We start from the raw sequence: 15867 nt of genomic DNA, 5'->3' as shown, positions 1-15867 counted from the left end.
CTCCTTTAGCTTTTTGATGTAGTATGCGTCTAAATATCAATAATATGTCTCATAAAAAAACTGCTGAGGAATACTCAGCAGTTTTTTGTCTTCATCCTTTGTAAAGGATCGCCTTCAGCAAGGCTTTTTGGACATGCAGACGATTTTCAGCTTGTTGGAATACCGCCGAGTTAGGACCGTCAATAATCTCTGCGGTTACCTCTTCTTCGCGATGGGCAGGCAGGCAATGCAAGAATGTATAGTCAGGTTTTGCATGTTTGACAAGTGATGCATTCACCTGGTAAGGCGTAAAAACCGTCAGACGTTCATTTGTTTCCGCTTCCTGACCCATACTTGTGTAAACGTCGGAATAAATCACATCGGCCCCTTTGGCGGCTTCGACCGGGTCAGCAGTCAGCGTTATAGAGGAACCGGATACGCCGGCATACTCTTTTGCAGCATTGACTGCTTCGTCAAGAACCTCATAGCCCTTCGGCGAAGCGATTGAGACATCACATCCCATTTTGGCGCAGCCAACCATAAGAGAATGGGCTACATTGTTCCCGTCACCGATATAGGCAACTTTTACACCTTTTAATTTCCCTTTGATCTCTTTGATCGTCAAAAGGTCTGCCAGCGCCTGACATGGGTGATATTTATCTGTCAGCCCGTTGATTACCGGGATGTCCGCATGCTCGGCAAGCTCCTCGACCTTTTCATGCTCAAATGTCCGGATCATTATCGCATCCACGTAGCCGGACAGTACTTTCGCTGTATCCGCCACAGTCTCGCCGCGCCCAAGCTGGAGATCTTTCTGGCTTAAGAAGAGCGCATTTCCGCCAAGCTGCGCCATTCCCGCTTCAAATGAGACACGCGTCCGCGTTGATGACTTTTCGAAAATCATCGCAAGCGTTTTTCCTTGAAAGATCGGCTGGATTTTGTTTTGTTTCAAATCGGCGGCTTCGGTGAGCAGAGCGCTTATGTCCGACTCGCTGAGGTCTTTCAATGTTAATAGGTCTTTACCGTACAGGCTGGTTTGTGTGTCTCCAATATTCACTGTGTGCATGGTGCCACTTCCTTTTTATAAAGATCTCTGAGAGAAACAGGCTGCTGATGCCCGGAGCCGCTGTTTAAAAACGCCCGGACGGTTTCCGCTTCGGTGAAGATCGTTACGCCGTGTGTCATGGCTTCTACTCGCTGCGTACGCGCTTCTTCAGAGTGATTCAGATTAATGTGGACTGCTTTTTCTTTTTGTTCGATCCATGCGGAAAATGGACCTTCGTATACTGAGAAGCCGGCGCTTTCCGCAAGGCTCTTCAAGTCGGAATTCCCGCCTTCTAAGAAGATGCTTCCTTTTTTCTCCCAGAGGCCGGCATAGATCTTTTTCATTGCGCTATCCGCATCAAACGCGACACACATGCCTTCGCCTGTCGACTTCATTTCCGGTCCGAGCTTTACATCCACATCCTGTATGGCATGTGAAGAGAATACCGGGAATTTCACTGCCACGCCATGCTGATTTTGAACGGATGGGTTTACGTCCTTTAAGGACGCTCCTGCTAAAAGCTGTGTGGCGAGCGGGATCATCTGAACGCCCATCACCTTGCTGACGACCGGAACTGTGCGGCTTGCTCTAGGATTCACTTCAAGAACGAGAATGTTCCCATTGTCTATAACAAATTGAATGTTCATAATCCCTTTAAACGAAAGTTTTTGGGCGATTTTTCGGGCTGCTTTTTTCATGCCTTGTTCTTGTTGAGCGGTAAGGGACGGCCCCGGCAGAACGGCAAAGCTGTCGCCGGAATGGACGCCCGCCCGTTCAATATGTTCCACGTATGTCGGAATAAAGACTTCTTCACCGTCAGAAATTAAGTCAAGCTCCACTTCTTTTCCCGAGATATATTGATCAATTAAAATCGGGTACGGCATAGCGTTTTCGTCATCAAGCAATTGTGAAAGCGCCTCTTCTGACTCAACGATCATCATTCCCATTCCGCCGATGACATAGGATGGCCGGATTAGTACAGGGTAGCCGATTCCCTTCGCTTTTTGCACCGCTTCTTCTTTGGAATAAGCTGTTTCACCTTTTGCGTGTGCAAGCCCAAGCTCATCGAGCAGCTTATAAAATTGGTCCCGGTCTTCTAAGGCGTCAAGCGTCTCAAACGATGTGCCGAGAAGAGTGATGCCGGCTTTTTCAAGTTCTTCTGCTGCATTGATTGCCGTTTGCCCTCCGAATTGCACGATGGCAAAATCAATGTCTTCGTGCTCCGCTACGTTTAAAATGTGCTCTGTCGTAATCGGTTCAAAATAAAGGCGGTCCGCAATTTCATAATCAGTGCTCACCGTTTCGGGATTATTGTTGATCATAATCGTTTCAAACCCGAGCTTTTGCAAGGTAAGGACTCCGTGGACGGCGCTGTAATCAAATTCAACTCCTTGGCCGATACGAATCGGACCTGAGCCGATAATAAGGGCGCGTTTCTTTTCTTTGCGGCTGACATCTCCGTCGCTTTCGCCAAAATAGGTCGAATAAAAATAATTGGTTTTTGCATCAAACTCAGCGGCGCATGTATCGACGATTTTATAAGACGCGGTAATTCCCGCCTCCTTCCGCAGCTTGCGGACTTGTTCTTCTGTTTTCCCGGTAAGGGAGGCAATCGTGATATCTGAAAAGCCTTTTTCCTTCGCTTTTTTCAGCAAATCAAAAGAGATGTCACCGCCTTCTTCCATCATGCGGTTTTCCAGCTCAATGATATGGTGAAAGGCATGCAGGAAAAACGGGTCAATCTTGGTTTTTTCATGTATTTCTTCTATTGAAATACGACGGCTTAAAAGCTCCATGACAACAAAAAATCTGCGGTCATCTGGGGTAATAGCTAACTCCCACAGGGCATCTGCAGACAATCCGCCAAGTTCTGGAAGGTGTGTGCCGATATTTTTCAACTCAAGGGAGGCCGCCGCTTTTTGAATCGCCGCTTCTAAATTTCGTTCAATCGCCATGACTTCGCCGGTCGCTTTCATTTTGGTGCCGAGTGTGCGGTCGGCATTTTTAAATTTGTCAAACGGCCAGCGCGGGAATTTCACGATGACGTAGTCAAGCGCCGGTTCAAAGCTCGCATAAGTGGAGTCTGTGAGCGGATTTTTCAATTCATCAAGTGTATAGCCGACTGCAAGCTTTGCCGCCATTTTTGCAATCGGATATCCGGTCGCTTTTGACGCGAGTGCGGATGAACGGCTGACGCGCGGATTCACTTCAATGACATAATATTGTTTGCTCAAAGGATCAAGCGCAAATTGAATGTTGCAGCCTCCGACTACGTCAAGAGCTGAAATGATGGTCAGGCTCGCCGTGCGAAGCATTTGATAATCTTCATCTGTCAGTGTTTGTGATGGTGCGACAACTATTGAATCGCCTGTATGGACACCGACCGGATCAATGTTTTCCATGTTGCAGACGGTAATGCATGTATTTTTACTGTCACGCATGACTTCATATTCAATTTCTTTAAAGCCGGCGATGCTTTTTTCGATCAGGCATTGATGGATCGGGCTCGCTAACAGCGCCTGCTTAATCAGAGGAAGAAACACCTCTTTTGAAGGGGCGATTCCTCCACCTTTTCCGCCGAGTGTATAAGCAGGTCTGACAATGACCGGAAAGCCGATCGCTTCTGCAAAGCGCAGGGCATCTTCTTCGTTATCGACAATTTCACTGTCAGGCACAGGCTGATTGAGCTCCTTCATAAGCGAGCGGAATTTTTCCCGATCTTCTCCTTTTTCAATTGTGTCGACCGATGTGCCCAAAAGCTTCACTCCATTCGCTTTCAGCACTTCTGCTTTTTCGAGCTCAACTGCGAGATTTAAGGCCGTCTGTCCGCCTAAATTCGCAAGCAGTCCGTCCGGTTTTTCTTTTTTGATGATCTCCTTCAGGCTGTCTGTCGTCAGCGGTTCAAAATAGATTTCATCTGCGAATGCCTCGTCGGTCATGATGGTCGCCGGGTTATTGTTAACGAGAATGACCCGGTAGCCTTCTTCTTTCAGCGCCATGCACCCTTGAGTGCCTGAATAGTCAAATTCTGCGGCCTGGCCAATGATGATCGGACCGGAGCCGATTACTAATATGCTTGAAATATTGGTGTCTTTAGGCATGAGCGATTTCTCTCCTTGCTGGTGTTACATTCTTTAAATAGTCATCAAAAATCCATTCGCTTTCAGCCGGGCCGGGGTGGGCTTCTGGATGAAATTGGACACTCATGACAGGAAGCTTCTTATGAGAAAGCCCTTCGACAGATGTGTCATTTACATGATGAAATCTGATGGACAGTTCTTGATCATTAATTGAGTTTTCATCGACCACATAGCTGTGGTTTTGGCTTGTCATAAAGACCTGGTTCGTTTTGCGGTCAATGACCGGATGGTTTGCACCCCTGTGTCCGAACGGCAGCTTATACGTATTTCCTCCAAAGGCAAGCGCGATCAGCTGGTGGCCGAGACAAATGCCAAGTGTCGGAAAGCGGCTGATGATGTTTTTGATTTGATCCATATACAGCTTTATGGCTTTCGGATCGCCCGGTCCGTTGGATAATACGATGCCGTCCGGTTTGATTTGATAAACGGCTTCCATTTGTTGATAAGGGATGACAGTGACCTTGCAGCCTCTCTTCACCAAAGCCGAGGCGATTGATTTTTTATAACCGAAGTCAATTAAAGCAATATGCCTGTTTCCGTCTCCCTCCGTGGTGACCTCTTGTGCGGAAGCCTGCTCCGCCACGTTTCCCGGCTGTAAAGAAAGCCCCGCCTCCGTTTTGGATGTCGTTACCGCGGCGCTCATAGTGCCTTTCGTGCGGATTTTTTTGACGACCGCGCGTGTATCAACGTGGGACAACAGCGGGATGTTCCATTTGTTCAGGTACTCCTTGAGGCTGTATACCGCTTCATGATGAGAAAAATGCTCACACGCTTCATATACGACCGCGGCTTTTATATGGGGCTTTTTGCTTTCAAAATCGTTCTCGTTAATCCCGTAATTTCCGATCAGCGGGTACGTGAACACGATAATTTGCCCTGTGTATGATGGATCTGTCAACACTTCCTGATAACCTGTCATGCCGGTGAAAAAAACAGTCTCACCCGTGCAGTTTTCGTTTCCGTCCAGCTCCCCGCTGAATGACGTTCCGTCTTCTAACACTAAATAACCTTCCATCTTAAAGCCCACCTCTTGATGAATAATTAATAATATTTTTGTATTTTTATGCTTTCGTAGGTAAAAAAAATTATCGATTTACAGCAGTATGCTGAGCAATCGCTTGTTTGAGCTTGCCAACGGCCGACGATAATTCATCTTTTGATACAGTGAGCGGCGGAAGCAAACGAATCACATTCGGTCCGGCCGGCAATACGAGCAAGCCTAATGTCTGCAATTCTGAAATGATATGAGAAACCGGCCCGTCACACTCAATCCCAACCATTAACCCTTTTCCGCGAATCTGTTTTACAAATGGGCCGTTCAGCTCTGCTTGTAATAGCGCGAGCAAGTATTCCCCTTTTTCCGCCGCCTCTTGGAGAAATTCAGGCTGGAATACAATTTGTAATGTCGCATTGACGGCCGCCATCGCCAGCATATTTCCTCCGAAGGTCGTTCCGTGAGAACCGGGAGTAAAGGCGTCCGCTAATGTTCTCTTGCCGATCACCGCTCCGACCGGAAAACCGTTACCTAAACCTTTCGCCACTGTAATAATATCCGGTGAGAGGCCGAAATGTTCGTAAGCGAAGCCTTTTCCTGTCCGCCCGATTCCCGTTTGGATTTCGTCAATGATCAAAAGCGCTTGTTTGTCGCTGCAAAATGTCTGCACGGCTTCTAAAAAGTCAGCGTTTGCCGGATTCACTCCGCCTTCTCCCTGAATCGTTTCAAGCATGACTGCGGCGATCCCTTCCTCGTCTTTAAGCGTTTCAAAAGCTGATGGATCATTGTAAGGCAGGTAATGAAAACCTTCCAGCATCGGTCCGAAGCCTGTTTTGATTTTATCCTGTCCGGTAGCAGCCATCCCCGCATATGTCCGTCCATGGAAGGATTGGAGAAATGTGACGATTTTTGTTTTGCCGGTCGCTTTTCTCGCCAGCTTAATCGCTCCTTCATTCGCTTCCGCCCCGCTGTTGCAGAAAAACACAAGATCTCCGGCACTATGAGCGGCAAGCTGATCAGCCGCTTCCTCTTGCAAGGCGTTTTGAAAAAGGTTGGAAACATGCCATACACTGTCGAGCTGTTGTTTGACCGCTTCCGTCACAGCCTCATGGCAGTGGCCCAGATTGGAAACGGCGATGCCTTGGATAAAGTCCAGATACGTTTTTCCGTTTTGATCCTCCGCCATCGTTCCTTTTGCTTTCTTGATATCAATATCCCAACGGCTGTAGGTTTGAAATAAGCTGCTCACGAAACTGCCTCCTTTTCCTTCACGATTTTTGTTCCTTGAAATGTTTTGCCTGAGAAAAATGAACCCTTCCCGTTTACAATCATGACTTCTTTTAATTGGCCTGATAAAGCGGATAAGGCTGATTTGACCTTCGGAATCATTCCGCCTGAAATAACCCCCTGCTCAATTAGTTCGTCAATCTCCTGCGGTGAAAGGATATCAAGCCGTTTTTGTTTCTTCATGATTCCTTCAACATCTGTAACGTACATAAGCTTATCGGCTTTGAGCGCTTCCGCTACCGCGGATGCCGCGAGATCGGCATTAACGTTCAGCGTCTTATAATCACTTGTCATCGACAGCGGCGCGATCACCGGGATGATGCCTTCTTCCATCAACGCGTTGACCATCGTTGTATCGACCTGTTTAATGGCTCCGACTTCACCGTATGTGTACCGGTCAAGATATTCCGCCTCAAGAAGTCCGCCATCCTTGCCTGATACGCCGGCAGCCTTCAGCCCGTTTTTAGCCAGCTCCGCCACGAAAAATTTATTCACGACACCTGACAGCACCATTTCGGCAACTTCTAAAACCGGCTTTGTTGTTTTCCGCTGTCCGCCCACAAATTCTGTCTGGATGTTTAATTTTTTCAGCATATCTGTAATTTCCGGGCCGCCGCCGTGGACGATGGCGATATTCCAGCCTGATTGCATCAATTCTTTTACATTATGAAAAAATTCGGCAGAAAGCTCCCGGATGACGCTCCCCCCGCATTTGAAAACAATTGTTTTATCCATTGTGCTCCCCTTGTTATGTGCGATAGCTCGCATTGATTTTGATATAATCATAGGTTAAATCACAGCCCCATGCTCTTCCGTTCCCTTCGCCTTCACACAAGCGGATGACAATTGTAATCTCATCTCCGCTTAAGTATTCCTTCGCCTTCGTTTCTGAGAATGGCTGGGGCTCGTTGTTTTGAAACAAGCACTGCCCGCCTAGAAAAACCTCCACTTGCTCTGCCGTCACACTTGCCGTACTGTGGCCAATCGCTCCGATAATGCGCCCCCAGTTGGCATCCGTCCCGTAAACGGCGGTTTTTACAAGGCTTGAACCGACTATTTTTTTGGCGATTACGTTTGCTTCAAGATCGTTCTTCGCGCCTTTTACTTGGGCCTCGATCAGCTTCGTCGCACCTTCACCGTCTCTGGCAATGTCTTTGGCAAGATCTTCGCAGACCAGTAAAAGCCCTTTTTTAAATAATGGCCACTCATCGTGCGCTTCGGTGAGGCATTCATTTTCCGCACAGCCATTTGCCATGACAAGCACCATATCGTTCGTTGAAGTTTCTCCGTCAACCGTAATTTGATTAAAGGAGACATCTGTAATCTCACGAAGCGCGTTGTGCAGGGCTTTTTCTTCCACAGCCGCGTCAGTTGTGACGAAGCCAAGCATTGTCGCCATATTCGGATGGATCATGCCTGACCCTTTCGCGGCTCCCCCGATCGTGACTTTTTTATTACCGATTGTAAGTTCGTAACAGGTCTGCTTCATTACTGTATCTGTCGTCAAAATCGCTTCTTCAAAATCTCCGAAACCCGCTGGCGTGTCTTTCAAAAGCTTGATCCCCGCCTGGATTTTTTCCATATCCAAATGCTCTCCGATCACCCCTGTTGAGGAAACGGCGACTAGTTCAGGGTCTACATTCAGCAGTTCGGCACAGTCTGCGCGCATATTGTAAGCATCCTCCAAGCCTTGCTCTCCGGTGCAGGCGTTGGCGATGGCGCTGTTCACGATGACCGCTTTTAATTCTGATCCTTGTTTTAAACTGTCCTGAGTGACTTTGATCGGCGCGGCCTGAAAGTGGCTTTGTGTGTACACAGCGGCGCTTGTTGCAGGCGTTTCGCTGATGATGACGCCGAGGTCTTTCTTTGAATAGCGCAGACCGCAGTGCACACCCTTTGCTTCAAACCCTTTCGGCGAAGAAACGCCGCCTGTTACTTTTGTGATATATTCTTGACTCAACTGAATCATGGTTCGATTTCTCCCCTGTTCTATGGATAAATTGGCGTCATGGTAAGCCCTGTTTCTTCCTTCCAGCCGTTCATAATGTTTAAATTTTGGACTGCCTGCCCGCTGGCGCCTTTCATTAAGTTATCAATCACTGATACGACCGTCACCCTGTTTGTTCTTTCGTCAATGGTTATGCCGATATCACAAAAATTGCTGCCCCACACTTCCTTTGTTGCCGGAAAATGTCCTTGGGGTCTGACTCTCACAAAATATGAATCTTGGTAAAATTCCAAATACAGATTTTGCAGTTCATCTCCAGACATATTTGTCCTTACCTGTGTATACATTGTCGCCATGATTCCTCTCGTCATTGGAACCAAATGGGCGGAAAATGTGATATTCTCCATTGCCGGGTGCCATTCTTTTAACAGCTGTTCAATCTCCGGCGTATGCTGATGCTCGTTAACCTTATAAATTTTTAAATTGTCGTTCAGCTCGGAAAAATGAGTTCCCATAGAGGCTTTTCGTCCGGCTCCCGAAACACCCGTCTTTGCATCAACGATTAAAAAGGTTTCATCGAGCAGCTTGTTTTGTACAAGAGGAGCGAGACCGAGCAAAACGGCTGTCGGAAAGCAGCCCGGGTTTGCAATCAGCTTTGCTTTTTTAATGTGTTCTCTGTTGATTTCAGATAAGCCGTATACCGTCTCTTTGATTGTCTGTTCCGGCGCGGCCGTCCGTTTATACCATTTCTCATATGCCTCCGGCTCTTGTATCCTCAGGTCACCGGAAAGATCAATGACCGGAATTCCCGCGGCCGCAAGCTGCGGAGTCAGTTCACTTGATACACCGGGAGGGGTCGCAAGAAACATCACATCTGCTTCATGTTTAATGGTATTCATATTAATTGGCTGCAAGGTTTGATGCACCAGACCGCTCATATGCGGATATGTCTCACTATATGCATTTCCCTGCCCGCTCGATGAATAAAGTATGCATTCTTCTGCATGCGGGTGATTTTTGATAATCCTGACAAGTTCAGCGCCTCCATAGCCTGTAGCGCCTACAATACCTATTTTCAAACGTGTTCACCTTCTTGGTTTTTGTGAAATTATTTAACATTATAACATGAATAAAAATTAATTCAATCGTATATTTAATATTTTTATTCATTTGAAAATTTTCTGTTCATTAAAAAAACCCACTGTAAAAAACGGGCTGCCGACTATCATAAAATCACTAATTCTTTCTTATCGCAGGGGCTATTCTGATGGAACAAAAATGACCCGGCCTTCATGAAGGCCGGGTCATTCATTTCACTCTCGGTTTTGATACAACATCAGTCCGCTCACAAAGAAGACAATTGAACTGGCGTAAAAAATAATATGCACTGTAAAGAAATCTGCAAGAAAGCCGCCCAGTATAATCGCAGCCGCGGAAAAAACGGCGGTCCAAAAGTGATAGCTGCCAATCTTTCTTCCGCGTTCTCCGCTGTCTGTATAGTCGGCAATAAGAATTTTTTCGCCATGCTTTTGCATTGCGCCAAGCAGACCTAATAGAACTTGCACGATGTATACTTGAGAAACGTCGGAGATATGCGGGAAATATAAAAGAAGCACCGCCATTCCCCAAGAGTTGGCCATAAGGAAATAACGGTTATCTACTCTAGCCGACAGCCTGCCGAGCAGCGGATGAATAAGCGCCCCGCTCAGACCGAATAAGCCATAGGACAAGCCGAACTGTGTATAGCTGGAACCGATGTTTTTAATAAACAAAATATAAAACGGAAAGATTAAACTGCTGGCGAAAAATACGCTGCTTTGGGAAAGAATCAGCCATTTCAATTTGTTGTGTTTCATGGTTTGTACCTCTGATAAAAGTAATTCATAAACCGCTCATCCGGGTCATACGTTTGTTTTTTGCGAAAAAATGCTTCGCTTTTTGGATATGCCTCTCTCATTTGTGCCTTTGTCTGATACGTCATGTATGGCAGGTAATAACTTCCGTGATGCTTTAGGGCAACGTCTGTCATGCTTCTGATGATCCGTGCGGTATCAGCCTGCTCTTCTTTAGAAAAGCCCTCATTGATTAACAGAACGAGCGAAAACATATCATCTTTCGCATAAGACAGATCGGCTTTTTCATTTTTTTGCACATACCGGATCGTAATGTTCAGGAGATTGAAGTCTTCATGCGACAATGTTTGCCTCAGATCATCAATGTAGGACGAGTACTCTTTAACCGGGACAAAATATTCTTGCAGGACGTCTGTATTTTCATTGTTTTCGTATTCGAGAAATTCCGATTCAGACCGCATCACGTTATTTCTTGTGATGGTCGTTCCGGTTTGTTTCAGGAAATAGGATTGCTGCGTGCTCCACAGCCAATTCTTGCCCCAACCATACCGCCGTGACAGGCCGAGCGCGAATTTTGTCAGCTCTGTATGCTCATCTTCTTTTAATTCGTTGTTCGATTTGATTTCATCCTGATCATCAGCCAATAAGTAATTCGTCACGTACATATCTTGCAGGAACCCTTTTTCGCCTGTCGAGATGCGGGCTAAATGCATGCGCACATCGGGATTCCCCTTCACCTGTTCTCTAAAATAATCGGCGTATGTCTTATAATTCATTTTCTCGGTTTGCATCTGATACAGCTCGTCATCCGTCAACTCAAGCTCAACATCAAGAATCACGCCAAATAGCCCGTATCCTCCGATGACCGCGGAAAACAAGTCATCCTTCGGAGTAACGGTGACGATGCTGCCGTCCGCTTTTAAGAGCCTGAATGATTTGACCGTATCAATGAGCGAGCCGTAGCGAATATCACGTCCGTGGGCGTTGGCGCTGAGCGACCCTCCAATGGTGAAAATGTTTTGTGACTGCATGACTTTTACGGCAAGTCCGTATGAATTGACGTATTTCTGTATGTCATTCCATGTCGCTCCGCTCTGGACCCTGATGATTTTTTTCTCTTTGTTGAATGCTAAGATTTTATTATAGCTTGTCATGTCGAGAACGATGCCGTCCTCATAATATGTATGGCCGCCCATGGAGTGCTGGGTACCGGCAATTGAAATTTTTATGTTTTTTCGATTGGCCTCTTTCACCGTTTCGATCAGTGTTTCCTCTTCTTTCCCTTTGACCGTTTGCTTAATTTTCATCGGGAACAGGCGGCTGACATCGGTCATGCCTCCTGCCTCTGTTTTCTGGCCGGAATGGACAGAGTACGCAAACAGGGCCGCATATACGCCGAGGCAAAGGACAAAGGCAAGCGTTTTTTTCTTCTTCATGGCACTCTCCCTGCTTTGTTTGCGTTAAGTATACCATGATTGCGCACTCATTTTTCCAATTTATCCGGCCCGTTTTTCCGCACGCCGGTCCGCTACGATAAAGCAGGCGTGAATGGCGCCCGGCAGCCAGAAGATTGCCGTTAAAATCAGATTTAACACAGCTTGAAACGGTTTTCCTGAAAACAAGACGGCAAGCGGGGGACATAATACGGCAAGCAAGTACATCATATGTTTTTCACTCCTCTCTATGCAGAAAAGGACAGCCTCCATTTGTTCAGCTGTCCTTATCTCTCTTATTGTATGCCAAGTGCGATTTTTGCATATCTTGACATTTTATCTCTTGTCCACGGCGGGTTCCAGACGATATGAACTTCTGTTTCTTTCACGTCGGGAATATCCGCTAAAGCTTTTTTCACTTCATCCACGATCACCGGTGCCAAAGGACAGCCCATTGACGTCAGTGTCATCGTCACATGCGTTAATCCGTCTTCGTCCATATCGACATCGTATACAAGGCCGAGGTTTACGATATCCACGCCAAGCTCAGGATCAACGACTTGCTCTAGAGCGCCCATAATGTTTTCTTTTAATGCTTCTTCCACGTTCTATCACTCCTTTTTCTCCAGTATAACGTAAATCCGGTTTGTGTTAACACCATTGTGCTCTATAAATGCGTCTCAAACCAGGCGACGGTTTTTAACAACGCTTCCCGCGACACTTTATGGTCAGCCTTTTCGTCTGCGATGAATTGCAGAAGCTCAGGCTGCTCGCTGTACAGCGGTTTAATGGTGTCGTAAAATTTACGGGTCGGCGCGTAAGGAACAACCTTATCTTTCACACCGTGCCAAAACAGGAGAGGACGATGACGCAAGGAGTCAGGCTGAAGGCTGAGATCTCTTGTTTTCAGCCGTTCGATGAGATCATCTACTCTCTCTTGCGGGACATCAATATTGATTCCCTGCGATTTGATGTGCTCAATTTGCTGTTGAAACAGTTCTACATAATTCGGGCTTCCCATCAGGCTGACACCGGCTTTCACCCAATCATACGCCGTTATTGCGCCGAGAGTGGTTATTCCGCCCATGGACGTGCCGGCCAGTCCGATGCGTCCGCCGTCTATAAGATCACGCTCTTCAAAGTATGTTTTGAGCACATTCAGTTCTTCAATTTCATTGAGCACGATGTCCCAGAAATGGCCCGCAAGCTCTTCTCCGGTCATGTTCTCCCCCCGCTCCCCATGAAAAAGAGCCTCCGGCAAAACAGCTCTGAAGCCTTTTTGGGCAAGTAAATAAGCAAAGTGAAGGTTGTGTTCCTTCGCGCTTGTAAATCCGTGTATAAAGAAAACAAGAGGAACGGCGCGGCGGCTGTTCTCTTCCTTTACAATATGTAAAAACGGAATGCCGGAAACGGTTTGGTTTTCAATTTGAATCACGAAGCTCCCTCCTTAGGATAACCATAATCATAAGTGTAACATGTAGACAATAAAGATGGTAAAAAGCTACACTGTAGATAAGGAAGAAAACGCAAAATCTAAGATTATAAAGGAGCTTTTATGGAGACAAAACCTTATTTAATCGCTTTAGATTTAGATGGAACATTATTAAAGGATGATAAAACAATATCAGAAGATACCCTTCGCACCATCCGAAAGGTCAAAGAAGCCGGACATTACGTCTGTATTTCGACAGGCCGGCCGTACCGCTCCAGCTCAATGTATTATCAGCAGATGGGGCTTACAACGCCGATCGTCAATTTTAACGGGGCATTTGTTCACCATCCGCAAGATGAGAGCTGGGGACGGTATCATACCTCCTTGCCGCTTGAAGTCGTAAAACAGCTCGTTGATATCAGCGAAACGTACAGTGTGCATAATGTACTTGCGGAAGTCATCGACGATGTGTATTTTCATTATCATGATGAACGGCTTATTGACGCATTTAATATGAATACAACAAATGTAACGGTCGGTGATTTACGTGACAATCTGGGTGAGGATGTCACCTCTGTGTTAATTCACGCCAAAGAGGAAGATGTGCCGGACATCCGCGCTTACTTGTCCGATGTGCACGCGGAAGTGATTGATCACAGAAGATGGGCGGCGCCGTGGCATGTGATTGAAATTATCAAAAGCGGCATGAACAAAGCGGTTGGATTAAAAAAAATCAGCGATTACTACCAGATCCCCGCTGAGCGCATCATCGCTTTCGGCGATGAAGATAATGACCTGGAAATGCTTGCGTTTGCCGGATGCGGCGTTGCGATGGAGAATGGCATTGATTCCGTCAAGCAAATTGCGGATACAACCACTTTTTCAAATGAAGAGGATGGCGTTTCCCGTTTTTTAAAACAACATTTTTCGCTTTAATTTTTCCCACTCATAAACCGCCGGCAGCCCTTCCATACTAAGCAGGACGACTCATCTCGTCACAATATGGAAGGGGGCATTCTCGAAATGGGTAAACGAAGCAAATCAAAAAGGTTTATTCAGCAGGGTAAGGACTCCGTCAGTCTTCATGACGCAAGATTTCCATATCGGTCTACACTTGAAGAGTCCCAGCATACCGCAGCAAAAAATGCGGCTGAAGGACAGGTTGAATTTTAATGAGAAACGAATTGTTCACTCAGGCGAAATCATTTGTTAATCAGGCTGTTATGATTGCAGGCGGCTTTGAAGAAGGCGATCAGCAAAAAGCCATTCTAAGAGCAAAAAATGCTGTGTCTTCCGCGTATGCCAATTCGACAGATGCAGAACGTCACCAGCTTCATCAATTCCAGGATCAGCTGGATAACTTGCAATAAAAAAACTATGGCGGGCACCGCCATAGTTTTTTATTTCACTTCAAATTGCTGAACGGCCTGAATTTGCTTCAAGTGTTCCGCTTTTCCCTTAAAGGTCACTTTTACTTCATAAGTCCCCGGCTCCGGCACTTCCTTCCACTCATCGGAAAAGTCGTATGTTTCGCCAGGTTCAAGCGTCAAGTTCTGAAAGGCCTGTGTAAACATTTTATCTTTGGAATAACGGTATCTTTCTTTGTGTTCAGAATCGTAGACGACAAGCTCAAATTTCTGCCCGGTGCTGAATTGAAAGTCCACGGCATTTTCACCTTGGTTCTCTAGTGACATGTTAAACTTGATTTGTTCAGGCTCTTGAATCGGTTCAACGGTTAATACAACCTCTTGATTTTCCATTCCGCCTGATACCTCCTTATCGGGTTCTGACTCTTTTTGCCCGCAGCCTATTAAAAGCAGCGCCGGCAAGAGCATCACAAGCAGCCGCTTCATGACATCCACCTGCTTTCATCAGTCTTTTCTGAAAAAACCAAAAATCCCGGTCGTTTGGACAATATTCGTAAATGCCTTCGGGTCAACCTCTTTGACGATTTTTTCCAAATCGTAAAGTTCATACCTTGTGATGACGATGACCATCATTTCTTTTGGTTCATTCGTAAATGCGCCTTTTGCCGGAACAGTCGTGATGCCCCGAACCATTTTTCCATAAATCGCTTCTTTGATTTCATCCGCTTTTTTTGTCACGATCATCGCCGTCAGCTTCATGTGTCGGGTGTGGATCGCGTCAATCACCCTCGTTGTCACATAAAGTGTAACAAGGGTATATAAAGCTTTCTCCCAACCTTGCAATAATCCTGCCGTCAGAATGATAATCCCGTTCAGAATAAAGAAATACGTGCCGATGGGTTTATCCTTCCACTTCGCGAGCACCATGGCGATGATATCTAGTCCGCCTGTCGACCCGCCGTATTTTAATGTCATACCGATTCCGACTGCGGAAATGACACCGCCAAATACCGCATTCAACAGGATATCATGTGACAGCCTGGTTTCCGGAAGCACACCCATAAAAACGGTTGTCATAGCGACGCTCAAAATGCTGTAAACCGTAAACGATTTTCCGACTTTCAGCCATCCTAAAATGCCGACCGGAATATTTAAGAGGAACAGCAAAATCCCTGTCGAAATATAAAAAGGGGCGTATTGGTCGACGACGCTTGATAACAGCTGGGCGACACCGGTAAAGCCGCTGGCATACACATCAGCGGGAATCAAAAATAAATTCAGCCCTGCCGCATTAAGTAAAGCGCCGATCACAACAATGATTATTTTTTTTGTCAGTTCTAGTACCATGGCTTTGTTCCTCCGCTTATTCATATTATTATCTTTTCCCTT

The 15867-nt window shown here is 46.3% G+C and carries 16 protein-coding genes and 1 pseudogene; 3 read left to right on the top strand and 14 right to left on the bottom strand.

From position 1 onward, the window contains the following. Positions 1–74: 74 nt before the first annotated feature. The 12 genes and pseudogenes from argF to AXI57_RS14830 form a co-directional block, all read right to left on the bottom strand. Positions 75–1045, bottom strand: a pseudogene (argF, locus tag AXI57_RS14880) (ornithine carbamoyltransferase). Continuing rightward, on the bottom strand, positions 1033–4125 hold the full coding sequence (locus AXI57_RS14875; protein ID WP_061670505.1) for a carbamoyl phosphate synthase large subunit: 3093 nt from the start codon (positions 4123–4125) through the stop codon (positions 1033–1035). Before AXI57_RS14875 ends, argF begins: the two are co-directional and overlap by 13 nt. Beyond that, complete coding sequence (locus AXI57_RS14870; protein WP_061670504.1) at positions 4118–5179, bottom strand: carbamoyl phosphate synthase small subunit; 1062 nt, start codon at positions 5177–5179, stop codon at positions 4118–4120. Before AXI57_RS14870 ends, AXI57_RS14875 begins: the two co-directional genes overlap by 8 nt. A 70-nt stretch (positions 5180–5249) precedes the next feature. Beyond that, positions 5250–6407 carry an acetylornithine transaminase gene (locus AXI57_RS14865; RefSeq protein ID WP_061670503.1) on the bottom strand — a complete coding sequence of 386 codons (1158 nt, stop codon included), beginning with the start codon at positions 6405–6407 and terminating at the stop codon, positions 5250–5252. Continuing rightward, positions 6404–7180 (bottom strand): acetylglutamate kinase, encoded by a 777-nt coding sequence (gene argB, locus AXI57_RS14860; RefSeq protein WP_061670502.1) that lies wholly within the window; start codon positions 7178–7180, stop codon positions 6404–6406. Before argB ends, AXI57_RS14865 begins: the two co-directional genes overlap by 4 nt. 13 nt (positions 7181–7193) lie before the next feature. Further along, positions 7194–8414, bottom strand: a complete 1221-nt coding sequence (gene argJ / locus AXI57_RS14855; protein ID WP_061670501.1) for a bifunctional ornithine acetyltransferase/N-acetylglutamate synthase — start codon at positions 8412–8414, stop codon at positions 7194–7196. A 20-nt stretch (positions 8415–8434) separates the two neighbouring features. After that, complete coding sequence (gene argC, locus AXI57_RS14850) at positions 8435–9472, bottom strand: N-acetyl-gamma-glutamyl-phosphate reductase (RefSeq protein ID WP_061670500.1); 1038 nt, start codon at positions 9470–9472, stop codon at positions 8435–8437. Between the two features lie 234 nt (positions 9473–9706). After that, entirely contained in the window at positions 9707–10249 is a 543-nt protein-coding gene (locus tag AXI57_RS14845) for an MFS transporter (RefSeq protein WP_003327615.1), read from the bottom strand. Continuing rightward, on the bottom strand, positions 10246–11682 hold the full coding sequence (locus AXI57_RS14840) for an FAD-binding oxidoreductase (RefSeq protein ID WP_061670499.1): 1437 nt from the start codon (positions 11680–11682) through the stop codon (positions 10246–10248). The genes AXI57_RS14845 and AXI57_RS14840 overlap by 4 nt, the downstream gene beginning before the upstream one ends. 60 nt (positions 11683–11742) lie before the next feature. Then, positions 11743–11910, bottom strand: coding sequence for a YqaE/Pmp3 family membrane protein (locus AXI57_RS20995; RefSeq protein WP_003327617.1), 168 nt, complete (start codon positions 11908–11910; stop codon positions 11743–11745). 65 nt (positions 11911–11975) lie between these two features. Beyond that, positions 11976–12284, bottom strand: a complete 309-nt coding sequence (locus AXI57_RS14835; protein ID WP_003327618.1) for a metal-sulfur cluster assembly factor — start codon at positions 12282–12284, stop codon at positions 11976–11978. 62 nt (positions 12285–12346) lie between these two features. Then, complete coding sequence (locus AXI57_RS14830) at positions 12347–13114, bottom strand: prolyl oligopeptidase family serine peptidase (RefSeq protein WP_061670498.1); 768 nt, start codon at positions 13112–13114, stop codon at positions 12347–12349. A 120-nt stretch (positions 13115–13234) separates the two neighbouring features. Here AXI57_RS14830 and AXI57_RS14825 point away from each other — a divergent pair, with 120 nt between their 5' ends. From AXI57_RS14825 to AXI57_RS14820, 3 genes are all read left to right on the top strand, one after another. After that, positions 13235–14047 (top strand): Cof-type HAD-IIB family hydrolase, encoded by an 813-nt coding sequence (locus tag AXI57_RS14825; protein ID WP_003327621.1) that lies wholly within the window; start codon positions 13235–13237, stop codon positions 14045–14047. 87 nt (positions 14048–14134) lie between these two features. Further along, on the top strand, positions 14135–14284 hold the full coding sequence (locus AXI57_RS21755) for a hypothetical protein (RefSeq protein ID WP_003327622.1): 150 nt from the start codon (positions 14135–14137) through the stop codon (positions 14282–14284). Continuing rightward, positions 14284–14481 (top strand): DUF3813 domain-containing protein, encoded by a 198-nt coding sequence (locus tag AXI57_RS14820; RefSeq protein WP_003327623.1) that lies wholly within the window; start codon positions 14284–14286, stop codon positions 14479–14481. Before AXI57_RS21755 ends, AXI57_RS14820 begins: the two co-directional genes overlap by 1 nt. Before the next feature lie 30 nt (positions 14482–14511). Here AXI57_RS14820 and AXI57_RS14815 read toward each other — a convergent pair whose 3' ends face one another. Both AXI57_RS14815 and AXI57_RS14810 read right to left on the bottom strand, forming a co-directional pair. Further along, positions 14512–14964 (bottom strand): BsuPI-related putative proteinase inhibitor, encoded by a 453-nt coding sequence (locus tag AXI57_RS14815; protein WP_003327624.1) that lies wholly within the window; start codon positions 14962–14964, stop codon positions 14512–14514. Positions 14965–14982: 18 nt separating this feature from the next. Further along, positions 14983–15825: a YitT family protein gene (locus AXI57_RS14810; RefSeq protein ID WP_013390466.1), complete on the bottom strand. Its 843-nt coding sequence runs from the start codon at positions 15823–15825 to the stop codon at positions 14983–14985. Between the last annotated feature and the right edge of the window lie 42 nt (positions 15826–15867).

The organism is Bacillus atrophaeus, from assembly GCF_001584335.1.
Lineage (GTDB): Bacteria > Bacillota > Bacilli > Bacillales > Bacillaceae > Bacillus > Bacillus atrophaeus.
This window is presented reverse-complemented; position numbering and strand designations above follow the sequence as displayed.